17 protein-coding genes and 1 pseudogene are annotated in these 16,002 nt (G+C 63.9%); 3 read left to right on the forward strand and 15 right to left on the reverse strand.

What is annotated here, in order from left to right; translation table 11 throughout:
* Positions 1-4: 4 nt before the first annotated feature.
* From IPN02_07960 to IPN02_07985, 6 genes are all read right to left on the reverse strand, one after another.
* Entirely contained in the window at positions 5-679 is a 675-nt protein-coding gene (locus IPN02_07960; protein MBK9296764.1) for a hypothetical protein, read from the reverse strand.
* A gap of 183 nt (positions 680-862) precedes the next feature.
* Positions 863-1,261, reverse strand: a complete 399-nt coding sequence (locus IPN02_07965) for a hypothetical protein (protein MBK9296765.1) — start codon at positions 1,259-1,261, stop codon at positions 863-865.
* A gap of 17 nt (positions 1,262-1,278) precedes the next feature.
* Positions 1,279-1,464, reverse strand: a complete 186-nt coding sequence (locus IPN02_07970; protein ID MBK9296766.1) for a hypothetical protein — start codon at positions 1,462-1,464, stop codon at positions 1,279-1,281.
* A 349-nt stretch (positions 1,465-1,813) separates the two neighbouring features.
* Positions 1,814-2,497, reverse strand: coding sequence for an N-acetylmuramoyl-L-alanine amidase (locus tag IPN02_07975; GenBank protein ID MBK9296767.1), 684 nt, complete (start codon positions 2,495-2,497; stop codon positions 1,814-1,816).
* Positions 2,494-2,952 (reverse strand): hypothetical protein, encoded by a 459-nt coding sequence (locus IPN02_07980; protein ID MBK9296768.1) that lies wholly within the window; start codon positions 2,950-2,952, stop codon positions 2,494-2,496. The genes IPN02_07975 and IPN02_07980 overlap by 4 nt, the downstream gene beginning before the upstream one ends.
* Positions 2,953-3,577: 625 nt before the next feature.
* Positions 3,578-4,003 (reverse strand): hypothetical protein, encoded by a 426-nt coding sequence (locus tag IPN02_07985; GenBank protein MBK9296769.1) that lies wholly within the window; start codon positions 4,001-4,003, stop codon positions 3,578-3,580.
* 307 nt (positions 4,004-4,310) lie between these two features.
* On the opposite strand from IPN02_07985, the gene IPN02_07990 reads away from it, so the two are divergent.
* From IPN02_07990 to IPN02_08000, 3 genes are all read left to right on the forward strand, one after another.
* Positions 4,311-4,553: a hypothetical protein gene (locus IPN02_07990; GenBank protein MBK9296770.1), complete on the forward strand. Its 243-nt coding sequence runs from the start codon at positions 4,311-4,313 to the stop codon at positions 4,551-4,553.
* Positions 4,554-4,791: 238 nt separating this feature from the next.
* Positions 4,792-4,947, forward strand: a complete 156-nt coding sequence (locus IPN02_07995; protein MBK9296771.1) for a hypothetical protein — start codon at positions 4,792-4,794, stop codon at positions 4,945-4,947.
* Between the two features lie 10 nt (positions 4,948-4,957).
* On the forward strand, positions 4,958-6,040 hold the full coding sequence (locus IPN02_08000; protein MBK9296772.1) for an SGNH/GDSL hydrolase family protein: 1,083 nt from the start codon (positions 4,958-4,960) through the stop codon (positions 6,038-6,040).
* Between the two features lies 1 nt (position 6,041).
* Here the strand turns inward: IPN02_08000 and IPN02_08005 are convergent, their stop codons facing one another.
* From IPN02_08005 to IPN02_08045, 9 genes and pseudogenes are all read right to left on the reverse strand, one after another.
* Positions 6,042-7,316 carry a hypothetical protein gene (locus IPN02_08005; GenBank protein ID MBK9296773.1) on the reverse strand — a complete coding sequence of 425 codons (1,275 nt, stop codon included), beginning with the start codon at positions 7,314-7,316 and terminating at the stop codon, positions 6,042-6,044.
* A 13-nt stretch (positions 7,317-7,329) separates the two neighbouring features.
* Positions 7,330-8,625 (reverse strand): hypothetical protein, encoded by a 1,296-nt coding sequence (locus IPN02_08010; protein ID MBK9296774.1) that lies wholly within the window; start codon positions 8,623-8,625, stop codon positions 7,330-7,332.
* Between the two features lie 12 nt (positions 8,626-8,637).
* Positions 8,638-8,796 (reverse strand): hypothetical protein, encoded by a 159-nt coding sequence (locus IPN02_08015; protein ID MBK9296775.1) that lies wholly within the window; start codon positions 8,794-8,796, stop codon positions 8,638-8,640.
* Positions 8,797-8,978: 182 nt separating this feature from the next.
* Complete coding sequence (locus tag IPN02_08020) at positions 8,979-10,004, reverse strand: hypothetical protein (GenBank protein MBK9296776.1); 1,026 nt, start codon at positions 10,002-10,004, stop codon at positions 8,979-8,981.
* Entirely contained in the window at positions 9,983-11,371 is a 1,389-nt protein-coding gene (locus IPN02_08025) for a hypothetical protein (protein ID MBK9296777.1), read from the reverse strand. The genes IPN02_08020 and IPN02_08025 overlap by 22 nt, the downstream gene beginning before the upstream one ends.
* A 13-nt stretch (positions 11,372-11,384) precedes the next feature.
* Positions 11,385-12,170: pseudogene (locus IPN02_08030) on the reverse strand (phage tail tape measure protein).
* Complete coding sequence (locus tag IPN02_08035) at positions 12,124-13,284, reverse strand: hypothetical protein (protein ID MBK9296778.1); 1,161 nt, start codon at positions 13,282-13,284, stop codon at positions 12,124-12,126. The pseudogene IPN02_08030 and the gene IPN02_08035 overlap by 47 nt, the downstream one beginning before the upstream one ends.
* A 73-nt stretch (positions 13,285-13,357) precedes the next feature.
* Positions 13,358-13,981, reverse strand: coding sequence for a hypothetical protein (locus IPN02_08040; protein ID MBK9296779.1), 624 nt, complete (start codon positions 13,979-13,981; stop codon positions 13,358-13,360).
* Between the two features lie 1,438 nt (positions 13,982-15,419).
* On the reverse strand, positions 15,420-16,002 hold a 583-nt coding region (locus tag IPN02_08045; GenBank protein MBK9296780.1), incomplete at its 5' end, for a hypothetical protein.

Raw genomic sequence — 16,002 nt, forward strand, 5'->3', positions numbered from 1 at the left:
GATCTCAACAGTCATGTTCTCGGGTTCGATGTAGAGACCCGGGACAACCTCGCCAGTAGAGGGGTAGATGATCGCCCCGTCCTTGACCTCCACGAGCCGCTTCACCTTTGTCCATGACCGGCACCTGCTTGGCAGGAACAACCTTGAGTGCCTCAGTGGCAGGGGCCCCTAGCTTCTTGAGCCACGCGACCAGCTTCGCCTCGCCTTCCTTGCCGGCCACCTTCTTGGCGTAGGCAGCAGTCCGAGTTGACGACACGACCACGGCGGGCAGCTTCTTCGACTTGATCTCGTCGCCCGAGTCCTCGCGGATCCGCTCGATGTACGTCTTGAGGGTTCGTTCGTAGAACCACTTGCGACGCTCGGGCTCGGCAGTCACTCGCTCGTGCCAACCCAGAGCGATCGCACGCTGAGCGGCGGCCGCTTCGTCGATCTGGTCGAACATCTTGGCCAGCTCAGTGTCGTGCTGGCGCAGTTGCTCGTCAGCGCGAGCCCACCGGCGTCCGGCCTTGTCGGCCTCGACTTCGTCCTCGGGGCGCCAGACCCCCTCGATCTGTTCGTCTGTGATATCTGCGCGCTCTCCGAGCTGCAGCAGGTTGGCAATATCGGCGTCGTCCACGGGGTCGTCGCCAACGACCGGCAGGGTGCGCGGCAAGTCGAGTACGGGCTTGTCTTCGGGCATTCTGTGCCTCCTCAGGCTTCGGGTGCGCTGTGTTGCGCTGCACAGAGTGTAACTCACGCGTTAGCGGGGGTGCAACCCCGGGCACGGAACGGCCCCCGCAGCTTGAAGCTGCGAGGGCCGAACCGGAGCGCTGAGGAACTCACAACGTACCACGCCACGTTGACAACAGATAGCCCCAGGCTGTCAGGAGTCGATCTCAATCCCAGCCGCAGCGATCAAGTCGCGCAGGTTGCCAACCTCGCGGCGTAGTGCGCTCAGCACCACAGAACACTCATCGGCCTCGTCGTAGGCTTGGCGCAGCAGCTGCCGAGACACAGTCAGCTGTTCGCTCATCGCTGTGTTCTGGGCCTGGAGCTGAGCAAGCAACGACTCGAACCCAGCAACGACCGCAGCGTTCTTCTCTACGTCAGCGCGGTCTTCTTCGACTTCTTGCCGGTCAGCTTCGATCTGGGTTTGCTTGAGCGTCACAGCCTTAGTGGCGAGCTGCCCGAGATAGGAGTAGTAGCCCACCATGATCGTCGCGATCGCTGTCGGAACAGCAGCGAGCAGCGCCACAATGTGTGGGCTCAGCGCTGCGACCACCACCACAGCTGGGGAGTTCATGGGAGCGGCAGCCGGCCTCGCCGGATCGACGTGATAACTGTCGTCGGCACGTAGGGGATCACAGCGAACATCGCGTCGAGCACAGCAGCAACAATGAACATCACGAACATCGGCACCCACTCCCACGTGAACGCAATCATCAGGCCGAGCACAAAGTTGAGAGCGAACGACAGGACGAGCACAGCGCGACCGTAGAACCGGCCAGGGCGCCAAGCAGCCCCGACGAGCAGCAACCCAATCCCAGCGAGGAGCGCAGCCCACACGTGAATGGGCGCAACCCACGCCACAACTGTGTACCCAGGACTAGACGGGTCTGCAGCGTCAACGTAGGTGAGCACGAGACCCAACGATCGAACAGCAGCAACAGCGAAGTAACCGCGCAACAGCCAGTCAACAGTGCGAGCGTTGCTGTGATCGCCCACCCCTCAGCCTGCTACTTCTTTTTGATGGCAGCGCTGATCTCTTTGAGCGCTGCCAGCTGCTGGGCCGACTGCGACTTGAGCAACGCCACGTCCTTCGGGTCCGTTCGCATCAGAGCGGTCCACTCGGCCAGCTTGTTGAACTGCTGGCCAAACAGGTCCTTCGAGCACAGCGCAAGATGAACTCCAAGATTCCGTTCGTTTGGGTCTCCAGCTTCCGGTCAAGCATTGCTTCAAACTTGCGTTCGTCTTCGGGGGTCACGAAATACTCCTCGGTGGGGTGGGGCGGGTTGGGGGGTAGTGGGTTGGGTCCTGGTGGCAACGGCCATCCTGCTTGCGACCACTTGCGGATCGGTTTGCCAGGGCACGACGTGGATTTCCAGTCGCTGTGCCGCCATCTGAGAGAGGAGCGCAGCAGTGCAGCAGAAAGGTGGAACGCCCGCTTGGCTTCCGTGGTTACCGCGTCGTCGCCGCCGGCGAGGTAGCAAACAGCGTATGACCGCTGGTTGCCAGCGTTGGTCCCGTTGGCTGCAGTGCGCCGGTTGGCCCACCGGCCTTGGTAGATGATCCCGTGGGGGCATACGACCGCCGAATACGCGAGACCGCTCCACCCTTTCGACAGGTGGTAGTCGTGCCACGCCCTGACAATGGTGGGACACCGATTATGGTCGGAACGGTTCACTCCGCCCTTGCCCCACGGCGAGTCCCCGCCGTAGTGAGCGGTAATGCCCTCGTCTGTGATGTTGCTCGACAAGGCTTTGAACTTGAGACCGAGAGAGACAACAGAGCTAGTCACGGCTCGCTCCTCTTGACTGCATCTTCCCACGCCAGCACCTCGAACAGCTCAACCAGGTCACCCGGTGGGCGCAGCTCATCGTCGTCAGCGTCGGTGTCCTCAGGGTGGGGATCGCTCGAGGCGGGAGGGCTCACAAAGTCTGGGTGATCAACGACAGGGTCAACATTGGTTCCCATTAGCGTTGCCATGACGCCAGGGTGAGAGTCCAACAGCGTTACCGACAGGGGGCTCGACGAAAGCAAAGGACGCAGACCGGGCAGGTTCGCAGCAACAGTTTCAACGTCAGGGTCTCCAGGAGCTGGGGGCCACGGCTTCACTTTCCGACGGGCGAGCACAATGCCAACCAGCGCGCCGATCGCGTTGGCGACGAGATACACCGCCTTCGTTTGATCCACAGTGAGCGTCGCCCCGAACGCAGTGACGAGAACAGTCAGGGCGTTGACGAGAGCGAGCACCCCCGAGATGATCGCTGCGACGGGCTCACCTCGCACAAGGCCGGACAGGGACTCTCTTGGTTGGCTCATCCACGCAATCTACCACCAGGCGGGCGCCCAGTAGTGCCCCACTGTCTTCGCAGGCCGCTACACCAGCCGCGTAACCGGCTCGGGCACTGGCACAGTCGCCGGCGGCGGGGGAGGGGCCAGCACGGGCGCTTCTGTGGGCTCGGGGCGTCCTGGCTCTGCTGGCGGCTCCACGTCAAGCAACACGAGCGCCACGAGCAGCAGCACCACACACCCCGCAGCAACGACCGCTAAGCGGGTACGAACCGACACCGCTCGCCACGCTGCGATCACAGTCCCACCCCTGCCAGGACCATGAGCACCGTGACGGTAACTAGCAGCGCAATGAAGCACACCACGCCGATTACTGTGGCGATGCGCATTACGAGCGTCTCTAGCGGGTCGCTCGCTGCAGCGCTCTGAGGCGCCTTGTCTAGCTCGGAACGGTAGTGCTCCCAGACCACTCCGAATGAGTCGTCGCTAAGACTGTGTGCCAAGGCGCTTGGCACGTCGGGCAGCCACCTGCCGGTCCCCAGCTCGATCCGGCCGGGCTCGTCTGGAGCGAACGGGGGACCAGCCATTATCCGCTCGTCTCAGCGTCGTCAGGGGTGGCCACAATCGCAGCAGCGAGCGTTAGCGGTCGCAGCAGCTCGAAGTTCATCCCCGAAGCGAGATGCACCGCATCGAGTACGTCGGCCAGTTCATCAGCGCCCACGTCCGTCTCGTCAATCCCGGGAGGCAACACTTGCATGACCAGTCCCAGCGCATATTTCGATTGACCGAAACTGGCCGGTGAGCGGACTTCCAACACCAGAGCGACCGTCAACGGTGTCGCCCCTTCGGGAAGCCGAGCAGCGAACTGTTCCGCCCAGCGGGCCACCTGAGCAAACTGGCCATCAGGGAGCACCAGCTTTCCTTGCCGCCAATCAGTGACAGCGTTCTGCAGTTCGTCGCCCCCCCATGACTGACTGTTGACGTACTCACGGGCTTCGTCGATGGTTTCCATTCGGTGCCTCCTCAGGCTTCGGGTCGCCCCATCTGGGGGGGGGACGCCATTCACAGTAACGACCGCGCAACAGCAGCGCAACTGGTGCGGCGCCGCCCGCTGTGAGGCTCGTCGCTTAGTGTGCTCGCATGAGACGGCCAGCCCTACTCTTCACAGCCATCACAGTCCTCCCTCATCGCTCCTGGGTGCCTACCAGCGCCCACCGGCCCCGCAACGCTCATCATTGGGGACAGCAACACGATCGGGACAGCATGGGGCCGGCCAGCATCGTGGGCAGAGCAGCTCTCCTGCTCCCCGACGTGTGGGCATGGGGCGGCACCGGGATCACCTGATCCGGGTACACCGGCGGCGGACCAATCACCTGACCGCCGACCTCGACACCATCATGAACGGACGTACCGGTGACCACGTAGCCGTCATGCTGGGCACCAACGACGCCCTTGGACGCACCAGCCTTCCGACCGTCGCCCAACTCAACACGCTCACCGACCGGATCATCGCCACCGGTGCAGCATCGGTCCGGTGGATCACCATCCCACCTCTCCGCTGACGTGTCGGCTACGACCAGGGCACGACGCGACACCCTGAACACCCGCATCACCCAGACCGCCAATCACCTGGACAGCAGCGGCGCATTCGGTGGCGCGGCGACCCTCCCGAACATGGCAGCCGACTCCTCCACCTCAACCAGAACGGTCACGCCACCCTCGGCTACCACATGGCCGTCAACACCAACCTGTGCGGCTGAGACACCGCGACAGCCCGACACCCGGTCTAGCCTGACCACCATGGCCAACAACTGTCACCTGGAGAACGCACCGTGCTACCTGGCGGCGGTCGTCCTCGACGAGGACGGGTTCATCGTTGACGGCGCACCGGTCACGCGACCGAGGGGATCATCACGTTTCGCCCTGAGGTCGAGAGCGAGAACGGCACCGACCTGACCCGGACAGGTTGGACAGCGAACACCCTCGCTGGCCACCCGCCGAGAAGTGGTGGAACCTGACCGGCGAAATCGCCACCAAAGACTGGGCGCTGTTCGAAGCGCTGACCGCTCAGCCAGCAGTCCGCAACGTGGCCGATGATGTCGTCGGGTTCCACCGGCCACTCCAACACGGCGGGGTCGGCAACACCAAACCTCGCGCCGCCATCGTGATCGTCACCGGGTCAACCCCTGACGAGTCCTACGGGTGCGCCACCCCAGCCAGCGGCCAGACACCGTGTGTCGGCCAGTTCTGGCCGCTCACGACCGACTGGAATGTTGACCTCCCAGAGAAATCGGCGACAGCGCCGACCATCCCTTTCACAGCGAAGGCCTTCGGGAGCGCTCCACCCGACCGGCGGGGTACTCAACCTGTGGCCAGCAACCGCCAACCCGCCAGGGATACCCCGCGGATGGCCGTCAGCGAGGCGTTCGTTGACTGCTCGGCTCTGCCGACACTCGACGGCAACACGATCGTCACCCCACCACTACCCGAACCGTCCGGGCCGGTCACCAGAATCTTGGGTGACTCCAACACCCAATCAGGTAGCTCGTGGGCGTACCAACTGGCGTGCACCCCCGACGTGTGGGCATGGGGCGGCCTCGGGGTCTGGGCGAAGGCGATCTACCTCGCCAACCAATCCCTCGACCTGAACATGGCCGAAATCGTCGGGCCAACACCCGGCCGACGGATCGTCGTCATGCTCGGCACCAACGACGTGACCCCGACCGCCGGGTTCCAAGGGATGACAACCGCCCCGCAGATCACATACGCCCTCAACCGGATGGCACACCGGATGGTCCGCGACCATGCCGCACAATCGGTGAGGTGGATGACGATCCCACCCGTTCGCGCAACCTCGTCGCCCGAACGGATCGCCCGAACCGAACTGTGGAACCAAGCGATCTTGGCGACCCCCTACGCGGTGGACGCCCGAGGTGCTTTCCCTGCCGCGCTCCCCGACGGCGACTCCTCCGACGACGTGCACCTCAACGCCAGCGGGCACACCAAACTGGCCAACTACGTGTCACCCCTGATCTGCACCTACCCGTAGGTCACGCCTTGCGGGCACGACGCAACGACGCGCGAGCCGAGAACCCAACCTGGGTTCCCAACCTGATCGTCGCGCTCCCTTCCGTCTTCCGGGCGTAAGGTGTCAGATCGGTCACGTCACCCCAGGCGTCCGACCACACGATGTAGAGGCCGTGGTGCTCAGGGTCGAATGGTGGGGTCCGCTCTGACACCCGGAACCCGCGCAACGGGTCAGCGCCTTGCACCCCGGAGTCGAGGTTGTCCGACCCGTCCGATGCGACACCCACATCAGGGTCGAACACGGCGACCGGGGCACCCAGCGGAAGAATCTCGGCGTCAGAGTTGTTGGTCATTTCGACGGTCCACGACAGGGTGGCCAGGTTGTTGCGGGTCAGCATCGATCGGGCGGTCGAGGTCAGCTGGGCGGCGCTGGTGTCTTCAACGCGGGTGGGTGACACGGTGTCACGGCCGAGCGGGCCAAGACCGTTCGGGTGTTGAGGGCCAACGAAGTCCTTCGACGCGGTCCCGTACGGTGATGCCGTCCAGCTGTTCCCCTCCGACGACGTTGCCCACACCTTGGACACTTTGCCTTCGCCGTCCACGGTCTGGGCGATGTCGGCTTTCAGGATTCGTGGTGCGTTGGTGCCGAACTTGCTTCCGGGGCGTGGCACCAGCGCCTGGTCGAGGACTGGCGACACCACAATGTCGGTGGACGCTTCGGAGCCCCACAACGTAGCGGCGGGCGCGATGTTGAGCGACGGCCACGGTATCCCTTCGCGTTCGGTGAGGAGGACTTCCCAAGCTGCGTCGAACGCGTACGCGGTCCACTGGGTGAGCTCCAACGGGTCGTGCCAGTTGTCGTCCAGGTTGACGACACCGAATGTTGGCCCGTCAGGCCCGGACGCCACCTTGGGGCCTCTCCTCACGATGGAAAGGAACGTGTCACCGGCGACCAGACCAACGCAGTCCTCGATCGTCAGGTTGGTTTGCCCGTAGTACAGGCCGGGAAACACCGGGTTTTGGGTCAGTCCGTCATCCGCGGCGAGATACCACGACAGCGGGCGGGTCGTCAGCGTTGTCACCCAGCGCTCGCGGGTGCCGTTGGTCAGCAGGCCGATCCCCGACGACGCCCTCGCGATCGTGTCCCGTCCTGCCGCCTCCGCCTCACCGAGGGGGAACCTCCCCTTGGTTGTCATCACCCACGACGCCAACGACCGGTCGATGTTCGCCAGCCGTGCCGCCAACCCGGTAGGTACACCTTCCAGCTGGATCGTCCCCATCTCAGCGGACGGGTTCATGATCGCCTGGGGATCACGATGCCGGTCCGACGACGACCCGCTGCCGGGTGTAGTTCCGGGTCCGGTAGGAAGCCCCGTCGACTTCGACCCTGAACCGTTGCCCCATGTCGTTGACCTGTGCGGTCCCAGCACCGACGCTTGTCCCCAACGACACCTCGCGCTGACCAACCAGGGTGATCCCGGTCGAGTTGACCGCCCGCACTCCGATGATGTGCCCGTTCCCGTCGTTCACGTCAGAGTTGTGGGTCGCAGCGATACTCATCGTTCCACGGAGGGACGCCCAGAAGCTGAACCCGTCCTCACCGCGACGCAACTCGGCTTCCCAGCGGGTCACCGTCGTCTGGATACCACCAGCGAACGGGGCGTCACGGTCGGCCATCCACGTTACCCGCAACGTCTCCGAGTCAGCGTGGATCACCGTCAGAGTCGAAGGGTTCGCCATCCCGGTCAGGAACTGTGAGATCGTCAGGGCAGGGGACGCCTTGAGTTCACCGGTCGCCTGATCGAACTGCAACAGCCGATGTTCGGTCATCGGAGTTGCAGGCGAGTTGCCGACCGCCGGACGTGCAGCGAACGGCAACTCGATCCCCGCTTTCCCGTTCCGCAACCGGACCGGATACCCGGCGGGGGGCTGACCGTGCATCGGCCACCACACACCGGCAGCGAACACCTCGACACGAGGTGACCCGGCCAGGAATTGGCGGGCACGCGCGTACGTCGTCAACGACAACGAGGTCAACTGTGGGAACGCGACACGGGTCAGCCTCCCCTCCAACGGGTTGTCGGAGTACGCGTCCAGCGTGAACCCTGACGGCAACGCCCCCTCGGGGGCACCCGCAACACCGGCCCGCGGGAACGTCGAGGAGAACTGGACCGGTGACGACACCGCATACGAGTTGCCGAACAGGCTGGTCGTCACCTTGGCTGTCTCCTGGGTCAACCGTCGCAACCCGACCGACACCGACCGTTCTTGGGGTACTTGCTGACCGGAGTCGATGTCGCCCCTCGACGCCATGGCGGGCCACGCCGCGTCGGTCGCCTCCCCGGCGGACACCACTTGGTAGATGCCGTCGATCGACGGGCGCACGTCCGACCACACCGGGACGATCATCCCTTCGGTCAACGTCGCCCAACCCAACGCTCGAACGTCCACCGCTGCCTGCCCGTGTTCAACACACGGGACGATCACACCGGACAGCTGAAACGTGGACCCCTCGGTTGGGGTAGTCGCGGTGAACGTGGTCGGCTCCGCAACGTCAGCGGTCAACCATCCGACGTGCACCGCTGGCTTGTCGTGTTCGCATCCCATCAGACCTCCAACCTACCCGGCGTTCGCCATCGCTTCGGCGGCAACACGACGGCCTTCCGCTGTCCGGAACACTTCGCGGAGCATCGCCATCAACTCGCGGCGGTCCAGCTTGGAGAGGGTCGCCTTGTCCCCTGACACGACCAGTTCGATGATGTGTTTGACCGTGCGCATCTCGTCGCCTTCACCACCGGAGCTCGCTGGAGCCTCGGAGAGGCCCTGTTCTCACTCGTCGCAGCTCTTCGAGCGCTCCCCTTGTGATGGTAGGCGACGCCGCTCTGTGGCTGACAGGGGTGCTAGCGCTGACATTCGGAGCGTAGCGTCACGTTGCTGCGCTGGAGATGCTGCTGAGGGGCTCACGCCGAGCCCGGCGCTCCTGCCCCGACGCTCCTCACCGCTATCCCGAGCGCCCGTGTCTGGTCGCGGGTGAACACCGTCTCCTGACCAAGAACCGTTACTGTGCGCTCCTGGTCCCGCCGGCCTGGAACGACACCTCCAGTGTGAAACGACTCGTAGGTCGGCAGCTTCGGCATCGAATACGTCTCGCCTCGCCCGGGCACCCCAATAATGTCGGGCACCGTGAACGACAGTTCACCGACCGTGTTGTTCCAGATCTTCGCGATCCAGTTGAAAGCACCACCGGCGAGGTCTTTCAGACCAGTGAACGCCGACCCAATGCCTCTCAACAGGCCACCCATCAGGTCTTTGCCCTTGTTGAACAGGAACTCCCCGACGTTGCCGATCGTTTCGACGATCTTCCCTGGCAGATCTCTGAACCAGTTGAACACTCCGGCGGCTATGCCCGGAAGGTTGTCTCTCAGCCAGATCCACGCGTGCGCCATCCACAACACGAGCTGTTCCTTGAAGCCGCCCACCTTCTCGATCAGCCAGCCGGGGAGACCCTTGAACCAATCGAGCACCGCTCCCACAAGTCGGGGAAGGTTCGTGACAAGCCAAGAAAGAGCGGTGCCGGCCCAACTCACCAACTGATCCTTCAGCGCTATCGCTGCGCCCACCAGCCTGCCGGGCAGCCCCTTGAACCACTCGATCACGCTCATGGCTATGGTCGCCATTCTGGGGACCAGCCACTCGAACGCTGCAGTCAGCGCCTCCAACAACTTGATGGGCAGCGACGCCAAGCCCTTCACCAGGTTGACGACAAGCCAGAACCCTTTCTCTAGGGCCCACGGGATCGCTGTGCTCACAAACCAGCTAGCCAGCGACACCAGCGCTTCACCCAAGAACCCGATCGCCTTCGGAGCGAACTCGACAGCCCACCCAACAATCGCCCCCAACAGTTCCACAGCTTTCGTTGCCATCCACGGGATCGCTGTTCCCACGAACCACACGCCGAGCGCTATCAGCGCTTCTCCGAGCCACACGATCGCTTTCGGTGCGAACTCGACAACCCACCCGAGGATGCCCCCACAAGCCCGCGCCCAACCAGAGCTGAATCAGCGCCTCCGAGCCACACGATCGCTTTCGGTGCGAACTCGACAACCCACCCGAGGATGGCCCCACCCAGAGCAATCGACTGGGTAACAAGCCACGGGATCGCAGTCGTCACAAACCAGACACCGAGCTGAATCAGCGCTTCTCCGAGCCACACGATCGCCTTCGGAGCGAACTCGACAGCCCACCCAACAATCGCCCCACCGAGCTGGAGCGCTTTCTCTGCCATCCACGGGACAGCTGTTCCCACGATCCAAACGCCGATCGCTAGCAGCGCTTCCCCGAGCCACACAATCGCCTTAGGGGCGTACTCAGAGACCCACCCGATAGCCGCTGTGAGGAGTATGCCTCCTTTCTCGACGATAAACGGAACAGCAGTCGACGTGAACCATGTGCCCAGCTTGCTGAGCAGCTCACCCAGGATCGTGCCGAGTTCCCCGTAGAGGTTCTTCAGGGTCGCGAACCCGTTCTTGATTGCCTCCCAAGCGCCAGCAAAGTCCCCGGTGAACACCTTGGCGAGCACCTTGGCTGCAGTGATGATCGGCGTCAGGTAAATCTTCCCGATGATCGTGCCAACCTTCTTGATGACCGGCCAAACCTTGGCCCATGCGTCCATGAACGCCCCACCGATAACGGTGGCCACCTTCTTGACCGTGTCCCACAGTCCCAGCAAGAACCGGCCGACAGCGTCCACAGCAGAGCGGAACGGCTCGAAGTTCTTGTAGGCGTACATGACAGCTCCACCCAAAGCGACAACAGCGAGCACGACTGCTGTGACAGGCCACGAAATAGCCATCAGCGACCCGGCCAGGGGAACAGTGGTGAGCAGCCACGCAGCGAACAACCCAGTTAGCACCATCACCACCGGCTTGAACGTGAGCAACGTCGCCACAAGCGAAGCAGCGTGAGTTGCCAGTGAGATCATCGGCGGGAGGATCGGCAGCAACGACACCAGAATGTCAGCGAACGCCAACGCCAGGTCGCCAATCGCTTTCACCATGCGAGGCTCAGCAAACGCTGATATGGCAGGAGCGAGCGCCTCCCCGAGCATCCCAACGATCTCGCCGCCCACCTCGAGCAACGGCGAGAACGCCACGAGCAGCTCCCCCGCTGCGCCAGCGATCGCTGTGATCCCCGGCCCCGCCGCCTCAAACCCAGTGGCCAGCGATTTCGTGAACGTGCCCAGAGGGCCCATCAGTTCTTTCAGCACACCCCCGCCGACTGTGGCAACAGTGCCAAGCAGCGTCGCGAACGGGCCCACAACCTTGCCGAACTCTGGTCCCAGCTCCCCCACCATCGACTGGATCTCTTTACGTCCACTTGTTGACGCCCTCAGCACCTTCGGAGTAGAGGATGTTCGCCGCGCGGATAGCGTCGGTGCCAAACCAGGCCTGCATCTCTGCTGCTCGCATCTCGGGCGTCAGGTCACCAAAAGCGTCTTGCATCGCTTGCGCAGACTCGGCCAAACCGATGAACTCGCCCTTCGAGTCGAAGAACGAGAGACCCAGCTTCTCTGCTTGCTCGCCCTGCTTGCGTGTGGCGGGAACGAGGCGCTGCAGCATCGTCTTGAACGACGTGCCAGCGTCCGAACCTTCGAGGCCCCTCTGCGAGAACATTGACAGAGCGCCAACCGTTTCCTCCATCGAGATGCCAAACGAGTTCGCACCTAGCGCCGACTGGGAAAGACCGAGACCAAGGCCTTCAACGTCGGTGGCTGACTTGTTGGCGCCAGCAGCGAGCACGTCGGCTGCGAACGTGGCGTCCTTGCCTTTCAACCCGAACGCGTTCAACTGGTTGGAGGTGATCTCCGCAGCGACGCCCAAGTCCAACGCCCCAGCGCCGGCCAACCCGAGCGCCCCCGGGACCGCACCCCCGAGCACGTCTCCGAGCGACACGCCCGCCTTGATCAGCTCAATCTGAGCAGTAACCACCTCGGACGCAGAGAACGCTGTTGAGGCGCCCAAGGAGAGGGCCTGCGCCTCGAGGAGTTTCATTTGGGCGTCGGTGGCTCCGGCGGTGCCCTTCAAGCCTGCGAGAGCCTCAGTGAAGTCAGCCGACTTCTTGGTGCTTGCCCCAAACAGCCCCGCTGCCGCGATCGCTGGAGCCCAACAGCTGCACCCCGGCCAGCGCCCCCATCATCAGCCCGCCACTACCACCCGCAGACGCTGCGCCCATGCTCGCTGCGAGCTGCGTCGTGTCAGCTCGCAGATTCATGTCGATGCTGAACTTGTTGGAGAGCGACGCAGCGATGGTCTTGAGTTTCACGGCCAGCGCCGGCGAGTCAGCGTCGAGAGGAACATCAACAGCTTTCCCAGCCCGCGCTGCTGCTTGCGCTTTGGCCTTCGCTAACGGGACCGCCCCAGTGCGCATCTCAGCGCCGAGAGGCACGTCCACCTGCTCCCCTAGCGCAACCGCTTTAGCGCGCAGCTGCCCAGCCGACCCGGGCTGCAGGGTAGGTGCAAAGAACAGCTTCCCCACCGGGTTCACTCGGGCAGCGAACGCCTTTGCCTCAGCACGAATCGGAGCAACCGAACCCGACGCGATCCCAACATCGAACTTGACCGCAGTATTACCAGACAGCCGAGTGGCGAGCGCTTTCGCCTGCTTCTTTAGCTGGGTGGCTGCACCGGACACGAGCGCTACATCAAACTTGATTGGCACCGACCCAGAGAGCCTCTGAGATAACGCCCGAGCCTCAGCTTTCAGCTCAGCTGCAGACCCGGTCTGCAGATCAACGTCGAACGCCAGCGACGGCTTGGCCTTCTTGCCGGCCAGCATGGCAGCAGCCTTGAGTTCCTGCGCTGCGCCTGCCTGCAAGTCAACATCAAACGTCAGCGACGGTTTCGCTTTCTGGCCGGCGAGCATCCCGGCCGACTTGAGTTCCTGAGATGCGCCACGCTGCAGCTCCACATCAAACGTCAGAACAGGTGTAATCCGAGCATTCAGCGCCTTAGCGTCAGCAGTGAGCATCTGCGCCGACCGCTTCGCCATCTCGGGTGAGAACGTCACCTCAGCATTAACGAGAGCGTTCTGGGCTGCGACCATCTTGCCGAGCCGAGTCTTGAAACCCGGTGCCAGCTCAGGCTCGATCTTGATTTCAGCCTTGTGGGTTTGCTCAGCTTTTGTGAGCAGGGTACGCAGCGCCGGAGAGAAACCCTTCCCATCAGGGAGAACGAGTACGTCTACTGCGCCTGCGGTGTCAGTGGCCATGAGGAGGCCAGCCTACTCTCCAGTTGCTGTTCTCCATGGTGACGCCGCCACAGCAGCCTCAACTTCTTTGGCGTCACGCGTCCGTACCCTGGGGGCCCCGTTGGATCCCTTGGCGCCATGCTTGCGCAGCAGTTCGCTCATCGCCTTGTCGAGGCTTTCGCGACGTGGCGTTGAACACGGCTGAGTAGAGCGCTCGATCTTCGGGCTCTGCGTGCTCGGTCACAATCCGCCACGTCACTGCGCACCATTCGCGCAGACTCAGACTGGCAGGATTTTGGCCGCCAGCAATCAGCACACCGAGCACGTCATCGGCCATTGCTGTGGCGATGTGTTGGGCGCCTACCGCGCCCCAGTAGGGCCGCCCAGCCCGCTTGGCGGTGCGACGCTGCTCGCGGTTCTCGAACACTGCTGCCAGTTTGGTTGTGATCTTCTGCAGCGACGGGAGGCTCACGTCCTCCGCTTCGTAGGCTTCAGAACGCTGTCTCAGCGAACTGGTCGCGCTGGTCGGCCTGCACGAGCCCGCACAGCTGGCCGAGCACGAAACCCGCCGGGTTCTGGTTGCCGTCAGGAAGGTTCGTGTCGATGTACGGGGCCGGCGCCTGTCCCAGCTGCGACCGAACAGCCGGAACGAGCCGGGGGACCGCTTGGGCTCCTTGTCGACCACGTCGGCGTCGAGGTCGAACAGCGGGTCAACCACGTCGAGGTCGTCAACGGTCAGCCGCTTGGCGTCGTTGGGGTGAAGTCCTCGTCCTCAGTGTGCCGATCGTCTGCCATGCGGTGTTGCTCCTTGGTGCTCAGCGCTCCCGGTAGGAGACGCCTCGGTGGTTGCGCGCCACGGTAGCAGCCGCCTTTGACAAGTACTTGCGCGGAGGTGACCCCTTGACTTTCTTCGCGAACACCCACCCCCACCGCGAGGGTTTCGCCACGCAAGCATCCTGGCGTTCTTCGGTCGGATCGGGGCCCGTCTCGGCCCGTAAATACCAGTCCCGTCGTGCTGCCATTTCGGCACGTTCGGGGTTAGGTGCTCCGACACGGCGCGTACCTGATTGCGCACAGCGTCCACTTTGACGTGGATGCCTGGTGCGAGCCGCCGGTCAGGGCATCACAGCCGAAGCGCAGCACGTTCATTCGAGCGATCATCTGGATGGCTTTGGCGTTGGCGATCAGCCCGGGCAACGCCTGCTCGCTCTGCGATCTTGTCAGCTTGCGGGTAGACCTTCATTGCCCTCAGCCTCACTGGCGGGCTCAGGGGTGCCACCTCGAGCAGACCGGCAACCTCGGGGGCCGCCTCAGCTCGCGAGGGGTCCTCCTCCGCCTGCACGACCTCTGCGAGGCCCCGCACGAACGACCGGGTGCGTCTCGTCGCCGGCAAACAGCTCCCCGGCTCTCAGACCGGCTGCAGCTTGCCGGAAGCGGTAGGTGCGCGTCTCGGGCTCGGGCTGCTTCTTGGCGGTCGTCTTGCGGCGTGCGGTCATTGCTGCTCCTGGTTTGATTAGCTCGTCAGTCTACGGTGACTTCCATGGTGTAGAGACTCATCCCGCCCGTCGTGGAAACGTGAACCCACCCCTCGGACGCCTGTTTGGTTTGGCACCGGCCAAGCACCGACGACGGCTGCCGGCGCGCTGTGGCGAGCCTCGCAGCATCTGATCCCGAGTCTCGGCTTGGCGGGCGCGTAATCCGATTCGGTGTCAGGGTCGGGGATCTCGTCTGCTTGGGGATGGGGTGCACTGGTGGAGCGACAGCTTAATGGTTGCTGAGCGCACGAGCCGCCGACCGTCCGCAGTCTTGTAGCCGTCTTTGACGATGGTGGCTGTGAGCTGGCACGGGCACCCCGGGCGGTGGCCCTTCAGGCGTGGCGTCTGTGGTAACGAACGCACGGGCGCACTCTGCGCCGCACAGGAACACAGCGTCGAGGAGCGCTTGGGCAATCTGCCACGAGCGTGGTGACACGTCAGCTGGCGGGACGGGCTCAGGGGGCAACACCGTGAACTCGACGGTCGTCTCGCCGTCTGGTGTGGTGACCGTGATAGTGGCTGGCCCGTCGGGGCAGCCGGGCGGTACGACAACGGTGATGATGTTGCCGTCGTTGCTGACGATGGCGACCGGATCGCCGCACATGGTGACGGTGGCGTCGGTCAGGTTGGTGCCAACAATCTGGATGGTGGCACCGGGGAGGGCTGCGCCGGGGACACTGCGACGACGGTCGGGTCGGGCGGGCAGCCACCTGAGCAGTCAACATATTCGATCGGGTACGGGTCAGACGACCCTGCGCTGTTCGTGAGGATCAGGTCGTAGGTGCCGGGCGACAGGGATGGCGGGGATATGAACACGAAGCCAATTTCGCCGAAGCCGACCACCCCAACGACCCCGGCGTCCACTCCGCCTACCCCGGCGCTAACCACGTCAGTGATCGGGGAGATGGCGGGGATCAGCACCTGCTGGCTGTCGGCGGCGTCGGCACAGAGGTATAACGGGTACGCTGCGTAAATGACGGGGACGGTGACAACCGGCGGCGCCTCGAACGTGAACGTCTCGGCTGCGCTCACGCCTGCGGGGGTGGTGATCGTGACGGGGGCGGGGCCTGCGGTGTGTGCCGGGCTGGTGACCGTGGCGAGCCCACCGGACGGGTCCACGGTCAGCCCGGTGCCTGCCGTGCCGCCGAAGTCCACGGCGGTAGCGCCGGTCAGGTCGGCGCCGACCACATCGACGAGCGTGCCG

This window comes from Candidatus Microthrix subdominans (genome assembly GCA_016719385.1).
In the GTDB taxonomy this organism is placed as follows: domain Bacteria; phylum Actinomycetota; class Acidimicrobiia; order Acidimicrobiales; family Microtrichaceae; genus Microthrix; species Microthrix subdominans.